9 protein-coding genes are annotated in these 14306 nt (G+C 42.7%); 3 read left to right on the forward strand and 6 right to left on the reverse strand.

The annotated features are described in order from the left end of the window. The first annotated feature begins 728 nt into the window (after positions 1–728). The 3 genes from GL182_RS19380 (at position 729) to GL182_RS19390 (ending at position 6720) form a co-directional block, all read left to right on the forward strand. A complete protein-coding gene (locus GL182_RS19380) occupies positions 729–1454 on the forward strand; it encodes a VIT1/CCC1 transporter family protein (RefSeq protein ID WP_163381449.1) in 726 nt (241 codons plus the stop codon). A gap of 565 nt (positions 1455–2019) precedes the next feature. Beyond that, entirely contained in the window at positions 2020–5076 is a 3057-nt protein-coding gene (locus tag GL182_RS19385; RefSeq protein WP_163381450.1) for a SusC/RagA family TonB-linked outer membrane protein, read from the forward strand. 123 nt (positions 5077–5199) lie between these two features. Continuing rightward, positions 5200–6720 carry a RagB/SusD family nutrient uptake outer membrane protein gene (locus GL182_RS19390; protein WP_163381451.1) on the forward strand — a complete coding sequence of 507 codons (1521 nt, stop codon included), beginning with the start codon at positions 5200–5202 and terminating at the stop codon, positions 6718–6720. A 117-nt stretch (positions 6721–6837) separates the two neighbouring features. On the opposite strand, the gene GL182_RS19395 is transcribed toward GL182_RS19390, so the two are convergent. The 6 genes from GL182_RS19395 to GL182_RS19420 form a co-directional block, all read right to left on the reverse strand. Further along, the gene (locus GL182_RS19395; protein WP_163381452.1) at positions 6838–7668 is read right to left on the reverse strand and encodes an alpha/beta hydrolase; all 831 of its coding nucleotides are present in this window, start codon (positions 7666–7668) and stop codon (positions 6838–6840) included. Positions 7669–7756: 88 nt separating this feature from the next. Continuing rightward, positions 7757–8944 carry a patatin-like phospholipase family protein gene (locus GL182_RS19400; RefSeq protein WP_163381453.1) on the reverse strand — a complete coding sequence of 396 codons (1188 nt, stop codon included), beginning with the start codon at positions 8942–8944 and terminating at the stop codon, positions 7757–7759. A 23-nt stretch (positions 8945–8967) separates the two neighbouring features. Continuing rightward, positions 8968–10173 carry a 6-bladed beta-propeller gene (locus tag GL182_RS19405; RefSeq protein ID WP_163381454.1) on the reverse strand — a complete coding sequence of 402 codons (1206 nt, stop codon included), beginning with the start codon at positions 10171–10173 and terminating at the stop codon, positions 8968–8970. Beyond that, positions 10142–11719, reverse strand: coding sequence for a phosphoenolpyruvate carboxykinase (ATP) (gene pckA, locus GL182_RS19410; protein ID WP_163381455.1), 1578 nt, complete (start codon positions 11717–11719; stop codon positions 10142–10144). The genes GL182_RS19405 and pckA overlap by 32 nt, the downstream gene beginning before the upstream one ends. 124 nt (positions 11720–11843) lie before the next feature. Then, entirely contained in the window at positions 11844–13106 is a 1263-nt protein-coding gene (locus GL182_RS19415) for an FAD/NAD(P)-binding oxidoreductase (RefSeq protein WP_163381456.1), read from the reverse strand. A 311-nt stretch (positions 13107–13417) separates the two neighbouring features. After that, a complete protein-coding gene (locus tag GL182_RS19420; protein WP_205603692.1) occupies positions 13418–14257 on the reverse strand; it encodes a 1,4-dihydroxy-2-naphthoyl-CoA synthase in 840 nt (279 codons plus the stop codon). Positions 14258–14306: the final 49 nt, after the last annotated feature.

Genomic DNA, 14306 nt, shown 5'->3' on the forward strand with positions numbered 1-14306 from the left:
TTTTTATTCTACAACTCGACCCGGCGACCTTCCCGACACGTCGGGACATTCTAACCAGCTGAACTACCACTCCAATATTTTTATTCTATAACTCGAACCGGCGACCTTCCCGACGCGTCGGGACATTCTAACCAGCTGAACTACCACTCCAATATTTTTATTCTATAACTCGAACCAGCGACCTTCCCGACACGTCGGGACATTCTAACCAGCTGAACTACCACTCCAATATTTTTATTCTACAACTCGAACCGGCGACCTTCCCGACACGTCGGGACATTCTAACCAGTTGAACTACCACTCCAATATTTTTATTCTATAACTCAAACCAGCGACCTTCCCGATACGTCGGGCAATTTTGCCAGCCTTTAAACCTGAATTAATCAGGGTGCATAGTTACTTCGAATGTTGTTTTATGATGTGCTTCTCTTTTGAAGTGATGCAAAGGTAGGTGTTTGTTTTTTTTCTCACAAGGGGAGCCGGGAAAAAATATTGGAATGGCATTTATTGCTTTCATTTTCAATGAGATTGATTTTTATGGGTGGGTTCCCAGATGGTATGGTTTTAAATGGAAGCCTGATCACGCTTTGAAAGTAAATTTGAGCGCAGGGGTTGTTTAGACTTTTCACAAGGAAAAGAGGTATTTATTGGACCATTTTGTCTGCAATTGTGAAAATAATTTTTATATTAAGCCAATTCATCTTTTTTACAATTTAAATTATTTAATCGTGAAAGAATCCGTATTGCACCAGGAAATCCCGTTTTTTAAGAGCCTTCAGGAATACCTCAGAGAATTTGTATATGGTGGAATAGACGGAGCGGTGACCACATTTGCTGTGGTTGCAGGGGCGGTGGGAGCAGGACTTGATCCCCTGATCATCATTATACTGGGCTTTGCCAATCTTTTTGCCGATGGCTTATCCATGTCTATTGGGGCTTACCTGTCTTCCAAGTCAGATAAGGAGAATTACCAGAAGCATAAAAACATCGAATATTGGGAAATAGAAAATTTACCAGAAAAGGAAAGGGAAGAAATTGAAGTGATCTACAGGGATAAGGGATTCGAAGGGGAATTGCTCCAAAAAGTGGTCGATGTGATTATTTCAGACAAAGACAGGTGGGTAAATGAAATGATGAAAGATGAACTCAATATGATGGAGGAAAGTAAAAGCCCTCTTAAAATTGGACTGGCAACCTTGATTTCTTTTATCGTCGTGGGATTTATTCCCCTTACCGTGTATGTGTGGGATTACTTTTATACCACTACTTTTGACGTCTTTTTCTGGACTTGCCTGCTTACAGGATTGGCATTTTTGGTGGTAGGCACCTTGAAAAGCTGGGCCAATCAAACAGGCCTCTTTAAAAGTGTATTAGAGACACTTGCATTAGGTTTTGTCGCAGCCCTCGTGGCCTATTATGTAGGAGATCTGCTTGAAGCGTTCCTCCTGAAATAAAAAAAGGAGCCAATGAATTCAAAGACTCCGTTATGGGTTTATATTAACTGACTGCAGCTATATTCTTTGGCAATTTGCCGTACTGAGTAAGTATTTAATTAGTAATAATTTTTTAAACTTAACAAAAACTTATGTAAGCACAAGGGACAAATAAACTTATCTTTAAATAAAAATGAATTAAAATATAACATTCTGTTATATCAATAATATTAAAATTAAATTTTGATTAATTAAATCAAAAAAGCCAAAATAAGTGTTAAAAGTACATTTAATAAAGGGATTTTACCAGCAATCCAGGTGGCAATAGCCCATGACCAGGCTGGTTCGGAATGAATTTAATTCTTTAATTTTGGAGTATAACAAAGAAAATTTTTTATTACCTCCTTCTATTTCTATAGTCAACAAAATCACAGCTAAAATTTTGGTTTAATGCAAAAAAATGTTTAAAATACCATATCGATTTTTATAAATATAGCACTGTTTGGTTTAATTGCCTTAAAGCACCACAAAGGTTATACTTATAAAATTTGATGTGAATTAACCATTAAACCTAAACACCAGTTTTATGCAACAACAAGACTACTTGTCATCAGGATTTCCATACTTTCGGAAAATCCTGATAATTGTTTGCCTATTGGCTTTCAATGCCCTGAGTAACTCACTTTACGGGCAGCAAAGAACAGTAACGGGAACCGTTACTTCAGCAGACACCGGCGAAACACTTCCCGGCGTAAACATCCTGATCAAAGGCAGTTCTACCGGAACAGCCACGGATATTGATGGCAATTACAGCATACAGGTTCCTTCCTCAGATGCCATCCTCTCCTTTTCGTTTATTGGATTTGAAGTATTGGAAATCAGGGCAGGAAATAACAGTACAATTGATGTGGCATTGGAGCCGGAGTTATCCGCACTGACGGAAGTTGTGGTCGTGGGGTATGGTACTCAGGAGAGGGCCAAAGTCACCGGTGCCATCTCATCCGTAAGTAGTGAACAAATCCGTGCTTTGCCGGTGCCCAACCTGGCCTCTGCCATCCAGGGTAGGGCAGCAGGAGTAAGTGTAACCAATGCAGGTTCGCCTGGTACAGATCCCATTGTCAGGGTTCGTGGTATTGGTACGGTTGGAAACAATGACCCACTTTATGTCATTGATGGTGTTCCTGCCGGAGGACTGAATCAAATCAACCCGGCGGACATCGAATCAATAGAAGTTTTAAAAGATGCTTCCGCTGCGGCCATTTATGGATCAAGGGCTGCCAATGGCGTGGTATTGGTTACCACCAAGAAGGGAACCCAGGGAGCAGCCAGGGTTTCGGTGGATTCCTATTATGGAACACAGACTGCCTGGAGACAGCTCGATTTGCTCAACAGAGACCAGTACCTTGATTTTGGAAGGGATCTTCTGGAAAATGGAGGAGATTCCGCCCCTCAGCGTTTCGATAACCTGGGAGAATTTGCCAATGTGGAGACAGACTGGCAGGCTGAAATGTTTCGTTCTGCGCCTATTCAGGACCACAACGTAGCGATCTCAGGTGGAACAGAAACGGTTTTATACAATGTGTCTGTAGGCTATTTTAAGCAGGAAGGAATCATGAGGGGAACAGGTTTTGAACGTGTTTCATTCAGAAGCAATACGGATTTTAAGATCAATGACCGGATTAGTATCGGCCAAACGCTCACCCTTGCCTATTCGGACAGGGACAATGAACCTTTCTCAGGAGGCAGAAGCCAGATAGAACATATCGTCAAACAGGTGCCGTATATACCGGTACGTGATGCCAGCAGGTTAGGAGGCTTTCGCTCCCCGGACAGGGTGGATGGTTCAGATCCGGAAAACCCGGTATTGAATGCAGAATTGAGAACCAACCGGCAGCAAGATTTCAAGATTTTAGGTACAGGATATGTGGATGTGGCCATTTATGACAACCTGAAATACAAGTTTCTGGTAGGACTGGACATAGGTTTAGGTACCCAGGATCAATATACTCCGAGATTTGATGCCGGAGATTTTAATTTCCAGCCCTTTGCTTCTATCCAGCAAAACAGATCCACGTTTGTTTCGCCACTAATCAGCAATCAATTGTCTTACAGCAAGACTTTCGGAGACCATACCATTGATGCGCTTGCCGTACTGGAACAGCAAACATTCAAACAAACCGGACTTCAGGGTTCGGGGCAGAACTTCCTGACCAATGACGTGAGGGTTTTACAAGGGGTCCAGAATCAGACTACCAGCGGAAATGAAACAGAATATGCCCTGATAAGTTATATCGGCAGGATCAATTATGATTACGCCCAGAAATACCTGATCAGTGCTTCTGTAAGGAGAGATGGGGGATCCAGGTTTGGGCCGGCAAACAAATGGGGTACCTTCCCATCACTATCCCTGGGCTGGAGGATGAGTGAGGAAGGTTTTATGCAAGCTGTTCCGGAAATCAGTGACCTGAAATTGCGGGCCAGCTATGGAGAAACAGGAAATGACCGTATAGGGGATTACGTTTATCAGGGGACAATCAATAGCAATTTCTTTTACAATTTTAATGAAAGCCTACAGGGTGGTAGTACCATATCCAATTTGGCCAATGCTGATCTGAGGTGGGAAACCACCATCATGCGGAACATTGGTCTCGATCTGGGTCTGTTCAATGACCGCTTCAATCTTTCAGTGGAATGGTTTGACAATACCACCGAAGGAATGATATTGGGCGTACCGATTCCCCCTTCGTTGGGATATGACGGCGCTCCTGTTGCCAATGTTGGGAATGTATCCAACAAAGGCCTTGAGTTTACCGCAGGTTACCGGAAGTATACAGGAGATTTTCAATTTTCCATAGATGGAAATATTGGCTTTGTCAATAATGAACTTACTTCTTTGGGAACAGGAAATACCATATTCGGTCCCGGCTTTCAGGGTGATCAAATGACTTTCACAGAAGAAGGGCAGCCAATCGCATATTTCTACGGTTGGCAGACTGACGGTATATTCCAGGAAGGAGAGGATTCCAGTATGCAACCCAATGCTTCCCCGGGAGATATCAGGTTTGTAGATACCAATGAAGATGGAACAATAGATGATGCAGACAGGACCAATCTGGGGCATTACCTACCTGATTTCACCTACGGATTGAACCTGTCCGCCAATTATAAGAATTTTGATTTGAACATGTTTGTCCAGGGGGTTCAGGGTAATGAAATATTTAATCTACTGAGGTTCCACACCGAAGGTATGACCAGGCTTTTCAATGCAGGCACTCAGGTTTTGGACCGGTGGTCTCCTGAGAATCCCAATACGGACTTCCCCAGGGCGGTCTCCGGTGATCCAAACAGGAATGCCAGGGCCAGTTCCCGATGGATTGAGGATGGGTCCTACTTAAGGATCAAAAACCTTTCTTTGGGCTATACCATTCCAGCGGCTACATTGGAGGCATTTAGCCAAGGCTCCATTTCCAACATCAGGGTTTACCTTTCCAGTCAGAATCTCCTGACTTTGACAGATTACTCAGGGTATGATCCGGAGATTGCGGTGAGAACCGGTGTGGACTCCACCCTGGGAACAGGAATTGATTACGGGCAATTTCCCGCTGCCAGGACCATCATGGCAGGATTACAGCTTACCTTTTAATTACGGATGAAACCATTTGAAATCATGAAATCGACACGATTAAAATCATCATTAAACACACAGGGCAATGATTATTTTAATCGTCAAAGATTCCATCTGACCAATAAAAAAAATTATAAACAGATGAAAACAAAATATATTCTTACTATCATGCTGCTTTTCATTGGATTTGTATCCTGTGACGAGGAAAAATTAGATCCGGTTAACCCCAATCAATTGGGTATAGGTACCTTTTACCGAACCGGTCCCCAGCTTGAAGCGGCAGTAAATTCAGTTTATGCCGGATTGCAGGCCAATAACCTGTATAACCGGGAATATTTCTTCCTGCAGGATCTTTTATCGGATGACTGTGATACCGGAGGCCCTCAATTGGAAGCACCCAGGGCTCAGGTGCTCAATCATGTATTTGATGCTTCCAATCCTTTGATTACAGCCAATTGGAGAGGTTGGTTCAGGGTGGTTCACAGAGCTAATCTGGTATTGGAAAATGCAGAAAATGCAGTTGAAGAGATTTCAGATAACCTGCGAGATCGAATAGTAGGAGAAGCCTATTTCCTAAGGGCTTTAGCTAACTTTGAACTGGTGAGCCTATGGGGTCCCATTCCATTGATGACCTCGTCTGCCGAATCTCCTGATGGTTTTCCCAGGTCTCCTGAAGAGGACGTGTATAATCAGGTCTTTAATGACCTTACAGAGGCCATCAACAGGCTCCCCCTGAAGAGTGAGTATTCTGGTGAAGACCTGGGAAGAGCAACCAAAGGCGCTGCCCAGGCCCTTGCTGCTAAGGCTCACCTATTCAGGGCAGATTTTCAGGCTGCCAGGCCTTTTTTGGAAGAAGTGATCAACTCTGGTGAGTATGCCCTGGTAGATCGCTACCTGGATAATTTTGAAGCAGAAAATGAAAACAATGAAGAATCAGTTTGGGAAGTTCAGTTTTCAGAGGAATTCGGTAATGATGGAGGCTGGAATGCAGATGGATCGAATATTGCAGAGGTAACTTTCAGGGGTCAGGAATATGGCCCCACCGCCTGGAGAAATGTTATCCCTTCAATTGGTCTGGTGGAAGCATATGAAACCGTAGAAAACGGGGCAGAAAAAGATGATCCCAGAGGCAGGTACACCTTTTTCCGGATTGGAGATACCTACAACAATGGTCAGAGCGTGCTGACCGGGGACAAAGTACAGGGATCTACAGACCGGCCTAGCTGGAGGAAATACCAGGCCATCTATAAAAGAGAAAATGAAGATACCAATTCCGGTATAAATTTCAGGGTAATTCGCTATGCCGACGTATTGCTGATGATGGCAGAAGTGGAAAATGAATTGTCAGGTCCTGCAGCTGCATTGCCCTATATCAATCAGGTAAGGGCCAGGGCCGATGTGGATATGCCTCCCTACCCCACCACTTTGTTTCCAACCGGATCCCAGGAGGAAATGAGGCTGGCCATCATGCATGAGCGCAGGGTAGAACTCGCTGGTGAGCAAGTGAGGAACAGAGACATCAGAAGATGGAGGAGACAAGGTGTTTTACCGGCAGAACCTATCCCGGTTTTCCAATCAAGAAATGATGTATTGCCCATTCCTTTGGTAGAGATTGACAATAATTCTGCCTTGTCCAATGCAGATCAGAATTCAGGTTATTGATAAATAATATGTAATCACCATAAAAACAGCCGCAGATGTTGCGGCTGTTTTTTGTTTGCTGCATTTTTTCTGACAAAAGGTTTGATTTGCATTTACTTGTCTTCTTTACGGTTCCCTTTATTCGGAAATGAACCCTAATTTGGTTAAAAAAGCAGTTGTTTCAGTGATGGTTTGTTGGTAAATATCCTGGTTTTTAAAATTAAAAAAACCATGTCCCTCCCCCTCATAAAGGATCAATTCACAATAACTTCCTACCTTTTCCATGACCATTTTGTAATATTGAGCTGTGACTACGGGGATCAATTGGTCTTCCGTACCTAAAAAAAACAACGTAGGAGGCGCACCTTCCGAAATATTGTGAATGGGGGAAAAATTCTTGTATTCGTCTCCGATCCTCTCATATCCATAACCTCCCGGACCATTGTCTATTACTGGATTGAAGAGAACAAGGGCAGCAGGTTTGGGATTGACCCTATGATGATCCGTATCAAAACCTTTTGTCAAAGCAGAGGCTGCTGCCAAATGGCCGCCGGCGGAACCTCCGGATGCCACGATCCTGGAACTGTCAACACCCCATTTTTCAGCATTGATTTTAAGATACCTTAGGGCTGCTTTGGCATCCTCCAAAGCTTCAAATGGACTGGTTTGATGCCTGGATCGGACCCGGTAATCGGCCAATACGGTAACCATTCCCTTTTGGGCAAAATATTCGGCATGTGGCCTAAACTGGTCCGTAGAACCACCGTTCCAACCGCCTCCAAAAAAGAATATTATTGCCGGCCTTGATTCGTCTTTATCCTGCGGAAGGTAAACTTCCAGGCTCAGGCTATCCTCTGGAGTGGTTTTGTATATTTCTTTGATCGGACCCTGGGCAAAAGCCAGGGAATACCCTAAGAGAAAAAGGGATAAGCAAGGCATGATCCGCCCGGAAATAATGGTGTTTTTCATATGATTACAATTGTTTTTTTAGTGGCCATATGGAACCTCGCATACTTTGTAATCTTCCCTCTGTGGGTCGCTTGCGTCATGCTCGATTTCATGTGATGATGGTTTGAAATTGAAGTCCCTGATGTTTGATGCGGTCCATTGCTTCCACCGCTTTTTCTATGCCATGGGCTACTCTTCGGTCAAATAATTTCCGGGTAGATATCAGGCTATCTCCAAGGTAGCCGGAGTCAGGTTGGATGATGATGGTTTGGAAGGATTTTAGTTGCTGGTCGGTCCTTTTCCGGAGTTTGTAGTTAAAATTAAACAGGTTTTGGTCTTCACCTACCTGGGTTAGAATATCATTGATCCTCAGGTATTCCCTGATGTCATTGTTAAATATTTCATTGAGGCTGATATCAGTCAAAGCCCTCAGACCAATTTGTGCGATGTTGGCTCGTTGATAATCACCCGGAACAGGATCGTGAGCATTACAATTGATAATCATCAGGGTATAATCGTGTTGCGGATCGTTATTAATATCATCCAATACATCCCCCAAAGGAGAAACATTTTTGATACCCCCGTCTATCAATTGATCCAGTCTGCCCCTGCTGGTTTTTATCAGGGGAACAGGAGCCCAAATGAGCGGGATGGAAGAAGAGGCCAAAACACCTTTCTGAAAATCCTCATCTGAGGAAAATTCCTGGCTTTCTACGGCATGGTAATTCCCATCATTCAGGGATACAAAACCACATCTGAACAAGCTATTCTTAACATTTTCTTGCTTTATAAGTCCTTTTAACTTTTTTTCGAGTGGGCTATTGTCGGATAGGGCCTTGAATTCACTGAAGTTAAGGGTAAAGGCTTCTGCTGCCTGATCGAGGGTTTTCCGTAAAAAATCCCTTTGTTTTCTTTTCGAGAAAAGGAGGGGAAGGATTTGCCAAAAGGACAAATCGGGTTTGAAATCCGGTAAAAACCTGTCGAACAAGAAGGCAGGGTTGATTTTGAACGCAATTTCTTCAGAGGTGGATTGGGTATCAATAAAATCAGAGGTGTAGATTTCTTCCACGCCATTTTGTCTGACTTTTGCCCAGATTTCATTTAAATCATCAAATTGTCTGCTGGCTATCAGTGCTCCATTCAGTGAGCCTACCGATACTCCGGCGACAAGGTCAAAATTCAGGGGATCCCGGTCACAACCCAGGGTATCCCAGTTATCCTTGATATAATTTAGCGCACCCATTTGGAAGGCTCCATTAAAACCCCCTCCACTAAGGACCAATGCTAGTTTCTTCATTTTAAAATTTGCGAATAAATCAGCTAAAATGCAATTTTATATTTGAGAATTATGGGATCTTCTTCATCAGATAACCTTTGAATGCTTTGAAGCAGTTGTTTTTCATGTCTTCCAAAATAAGATATATCCAGAGCTCTTTGCCAATCCTCTTGCCGCATTAGCTGATAAAAATACCCATCTTTGGCGTAGGTTTTATTACGAACATTCATTAATGCTTCCGTTAGTTTAACCTTTTCTGTATCACGTTGGATAAAAACATCATAGAAAGGAAAAGTGGAAAGATCATCCATGTTAAAATGGGGGTTTTTTCGTATTCCGTAGGCCATTAATTTTAAAGTTCCATCACTGATAGAGATGTGACCGGTGTTAAAGGCATAATTTTGTGACAGCAAAACTTTTTCTATAAATGCCCCGCCGTCCAGCTCGAAATCGATCGGATCAATGCTTTTATCACCAAAATTAAGGGTAGTATAAATGAATACAGTATCTTCGTGATAAAGGTAAATGGTGTCAGAAAGCCCAAAATTTAGTAAATGACTATTTCCCATTCTGGCGAGCAGTCCAGGATTCAACTCTCCGCTATATGGTAAGCTGGATACAGGGAGGGTTTTTGAAGTCTTTGATTCCAAATGAATTTCATGAAATATTTCATTTCTTTCGTTTCCTGAGGACTCAGATGATATCAAGAATTTATTAGGGGAAATAAACGAAACTGTAGGTACAAAGTTAAAGTCTCCTAAAACTATTTGCTCTTTAAACTCGAACGCCGGAAGGCCATATTTAACAATGGTTCCTTTCCCTGTATTGACATACATTTCATTATTTTCCACCATCAATCCATGCAAGGATGGATATTCTTCCGGACCATCACCTTTCCGGTTCCAGCTCCTGATGTAATTTCCTGCCAAATCAAAAGCATGTATGGATAAGTCATTGTGGCACCTACTGGCATAGTATAACCTGTCATTGATGACCAATTCGTGAATTCCGCAAGATAGGTTTATCAAACTGTCTTTTGGAGCAAGTAAAGGAATAAATTCAACATCCGATACACAGTCTTCAAAACCAAGAATAGAAGTCTCATCTAATAGAAAGGATGAGGCATGGAGGATGTTTTTTTCCTTAGGTTGGCATTGGACCAAAACCCATCCCAGCAAAAAAATGATCGACAAGGAAACTTTGTTGTTTTGGATTTTCTTAATTGGGCCCGGCTTTGGCAATATTTTCATCGACCTGATGTTTAAATTTTTCAAAATTTTCCCGAAACAGTTCAACCAGGGCACTTTTGGTTTTTGAAAACTGTTTTTGGTCTTTCCAGGTGTTTTCCGGTACCAAAATTTCGGAAGGAACTTTGGGGCAGCTTAATGGAATTTCCAATCCGAAATCTTCCTCTTTTTGGGTTTTTACCTGGTCAAAATCCCCCTGGTGTATGGCATCCAAAATGGCCCGGGTATACTTCAGTTTTATTCTGGATCCCACACCAAAAGCACCACCACTCCAGCCGGTATTTACCAGCCAGGCAGAAACCTGGTTCGTTTTCATTTTTTTAGCCAATAATTCCGCATAGGTATTGGGATGCCACATCATAAAGGCGGCCCCGAAACAAGCACTAAAGGTGGCCTGGGGTTCCTTGATACCCATTTCCGTACCTGCCACTTTAGCGGTATATCCGGATATAAAATGATAACTGGCTTGTTCAGGGCTGAGTTTGCTTACTGGCGGCAAGACACCAAAAGCATCACAGGTTAAAAAAATGATGTTTTTTGGTGCACCCGCAACACATGGTATCTGGGTGTTTTCTATAAAATCAATGGGGTAGGAGGCCCGGGTATTTTGTGTAATTGACGTGTCTGTGTAGTCCACTTCTCTGGTTTCCTGATCAAATACTACATTTTCCAGGACTGTTCCATAGCGGATAGCATGAAATATATCAGGTTCCTTTTCTTCGCTCAGGTCAATGGCCTTGGCATAGCATCCCCCTTCAATATTGAATACCCCATTTTTGTGCCAGCAATGTTCATCATCTCCGATGAGTTTTCGTTTGGGATCTGCGCTCAGGGTAGTTTTACCAGTGCCGGATAAGCCGAACAACAGGGAAACGTCTCCCTCGGTTCCTACATTTGCAGAACAGTGCATGGGCAGAACATCCCGCATGGGCATCAGGTAATTCATGATGGAAAATATGCCTTTTTTCATTTCTCCGGCATATTCTGTCCCCAATATCACCACTTCTTTCCTTTCCAGGCTCAAGCCAATGCTGGTTTTTGAGGTCATGGTGGTGGTAAAGTGATTGGCAGGAAAACTTCCTGCATTAAAAATGACATAATCTGGTTCACCAAAGGATTTTAACTCTTTCCTTCCGGGCATGATCAGCATATTTTGCATAAACAGGGCATGGTAAGCTCGGGTGCATATGATCCGGATCTTCAGTCGGTAATCAGGGTCCCAACCGGCAAATGCATCCACTACATACAAGTGTTCCCTGGTGTTGAGGTAGTCTATGGCCCTTTCCCTATTGACCATAAATGTATGTTCGTCCATGCCATAATTTACCGGGCCCCAATCTATGTTTTTCTCAGATGCAGGATGCTTTACCACCCTTTTATCCTTTGGGCTTCGTCCGGTTTTCTTTCCTGAATACACCATTAAGGCACCTTTATTGGAAATAGCGGAGCCTTTTTCTAACTTTAGAGCAGACTCATAAAGGATAGCGCGCTCACTGTTTCTCAAAATGTTGGTTACTTCTATACCGTAAGCTTGCAAATTAAAATCCATAAATAATTTTGGTTTCCATTAACTAAAGTTTGAAAATACAAACTTTTCTTTAAATGGTCAAAATAAGAAACCAAAAGCCTGATATTTATCAGGCTTTTGGTTTTTAATTGGTATGGTACGGGAATTACATCTTACCTTTCAGCATTTGATTCCAGTAAAGATAGGGCAAACCATATTTTTTTAGCAACCACATGGGGTAGAGCTCTTTGGAGGTATCAAAAAGCTTGCTCAGCAGTGGATCACTGTCCCTTACATTATCGTATTTAAATTCGGCTAATACCATCTTGCCATACCCGGTAACCAGCGGGCAACTGGAATAACCTTCATATATTTTTTCTCCGATTTTATTGCTTTTGATCAAATGAAGCAGGTTGTTAGCCACTACAGGAGCCTGTTTTCTAATGGCGGCACCTGTTTTGGCAGTGGGTAATGCTGCTACATCACCTAAAGCAAATATATCAGGGTAATCCAGGTGTTGCAAGGTATTGATGTCTACCTTTACCCAACCTTTAGAGGGGCCTTCCTGGTAAGCAATTTTTGATTGTTGTATGAATTTTGGTGCTTCCTGTGGTGGGGCCAGGTGCAACATCTCATAGGGCATTACGATTTCGGTGTCTTTGACAACTTCTTCATTGATGCGATTATCTTCAGTCCCTACACAACTGTTGATGCCGGATTGGGAATATTTAAAATGGATCTTTTTATTTTTAGCGTCGATCTTTATGGGAGAATAAAAGGGTTTGAAATAAATATCTCTTTCCTGAATAATTTTGTTCAGGGTTTTAGCAAAATCCTTCACCCCAAAAATCACCGTCCCGGGTGTAGCAAAAATTACATTTGATTGCTTTCTCAGCCCATTTTTCCTGAGATAGTCCTCTGCCAGATACATGATTTTTTGCGGCGCACCGCCACATTTGATTGGGGTGGTTGGTTGGGTAAATACTGCATTCCCTCCTTTAAAGTTGCGAAGGACTTCCCAGGTATATTCCGGATCCACATAGTTGGAACAAACCCCGTTTTTACCCAAACTTTCTCTTAATCCCTCAATTCCGTCCAGATTCATAACCAGGCCCGGAGCGACGACCAGAAATTCGTACCCAAATTGGCCGGAGGTTTCTGTAGTAACCATTTTTTTCTCAGGATCAACGGCAGTTGCAGCATCTTTGATCCAATCAACTCCTTTGGGTATATAGTCTTTCTCTTCCCTTATCGTTTTCTGCATGTCAAATGTCCCAGCCCCCACCAGGGTCCAGGCTGGTTGGTAATAGTGCTTCTCTGAAGGTTCAATTATCGCAATTTGCAGGGTTTTATCTGCTCTTTTCAATCGTGCTGCCACCATAATCCCTGCAGTTCCTCCACCGATAATTAAAATCTTATAATTTTTCATTGGTCTTTTTGGTTAATTACTCCTAAAAAAATGAAATTTAAACATATTAGTATGTAATAAAAATCACAAAGCACTCAGCTTTTTTGCTTTGGTGTTTTGATGCAATGAGGTCAATTGCATAAATGCTGCTTTATCAAAGCTCGCATGATCGGAATGTAGTGGCAGGGAAGGTGCCAACTGTTGCATAAAAAATCGGGTACCCTTCATCCATCCAACCGGAAAAACTCAGATAATATGGTTTTGGCCTTGCTTTTTTTCCATTTCAATAAATTCTAAAAAATAAGGGTACTGGCACGATGTTTAGCGGTAGCCTAGGGTATCCATTTGATGTGTTTGAAATTGGGTTTTCGTTTTTGAAGAAAGGCATCCCGCCCCTCTTTGGCTTCCTCCGTCATATACGCCAGGCGGGTAGCTTCCCCGGCAAAAACCTGCTGCCCCACCATGCCATCATCGGTAAGGTTGAAGGCAAATTTGAGCATTTTTATGGATGTGGGTGATTTGGCCAGGATTTCCTGTGCCCATTCATAGGCTGTGCTTTCCAAGTCATCATGTGGAATGACTGCATTGACCATTCCCATATCGTAGGCTTCCTGTGCAGAATAACTTCTACCCAAAAAGAAAATTTCACGCGCTCGTTTCTGCCCTACCATTTTGGCGAGGTAAGCAGAACCATACCCACCATCAAAACTGGTCACATCCGCATCTGTTTGTTTGAAAATGGCATGTTCTTTACTGGCAAGGGATAAGTCGCAAACCACATGCAGGCTGTGTCCACCGCCCACTGCCCATCCCGGAACCACCGCAATGACCACTTTAGGCATGAAACGAATCAGGCGCTGTACTTCCAGAATGTTAAGTCGGTGCATACCGTCGTCTCCTACATACCCCTGATGCCCCCTGGCTTTTTGATCTCCCCCACTACAAAAGGAGAATACCCCATCCTTGCGTGAAGGTCCCTCTGCAGATAACAGCACAACTCCTATTTGGGTATCTTCCCTTGCATCCAGAAAGGCGTCATACAATTCTGTAGTGGTTTGGGGCCTGAACGCATTTCTAACCTCAGGTCTGTTAAAGGCAATTCTTGCCACACCTTCACATTTATGGTAGGTAATATCCTTGTAATCCTTTACTTTTTTCCAATCGATCATCATTGGGATAATTTTAGCAGGCAAGATAACAGGGGAAATTAATTTTTAGAAA

The sequence above is a fragment of the Cyclobacterium sp. SYSU L10401 genome (assembly GCF_010993705.1).
GTDB lineage: Bacteria > Bacteroidota > Bacteroidia > Cytophagales > Cyclobacteriaceae > Cyclobacterium.

Excerpts from the sequence above, each read along its gene's own strand:
- GL182_RS19405 (WP_163381454.1), bottom strand. The coding sequence starts at position 10,173 with ATGAAAATATTGCCAAAGCCGGGCCCAATTAAGAAAATCCAAAACAAC.
- GL182_RS19420 (WP_205603692.1), bottom strand. The coding sequence starts at position 14,257 with ATGATGATCGATTGGAAAAAAGTAAAGGATTACAAGGATATTACCTAC.
- GL182_RS19415 (WP_163381456.1), bottom strand. The coding sequence starts at position 13,106 with ATGAAAAATTATAAGATTTTAATTATCGGTGGAGGAACTGCAGGGATT.
- GL182_RS19400 (WP_163381453.1), bottom strand. The coding sequence starts at position 8,944 with ATGAAGAAACTAGCATTGGTCCTTAGTGGAGGGGGTTTTAATGGAGCC.
- GL182_RS19390 (WP_163381451.1), top strand. The coding sequence starts at position 5,200 with ATGAAAACAAAATATATTCTTACTATCATGCTGCTTTTCATTGGATTT.
- pckA (WP_163381455.1), bottom strand. The coding sequence starts at position 11,719 with ATGGATTTTAATTTGCAAGCTTACGGTATAGAAGTAACCAACATTTTG.
- GL182_RS19385 (WP_163381450.1), top strand. The coding sequence starts at position 2,020 with ATGCAACAACAAGACTACTTGTCATCAGGATTTCCATACTTTCGGAAA.
- GL182_RS19395 (WP_163381452.1), bottom strand. The coding sequence starts at position 7,668 with ATGAAAAACACCATTATTTCCGGGCGGATCATGCCTTGCTTATCCCTT.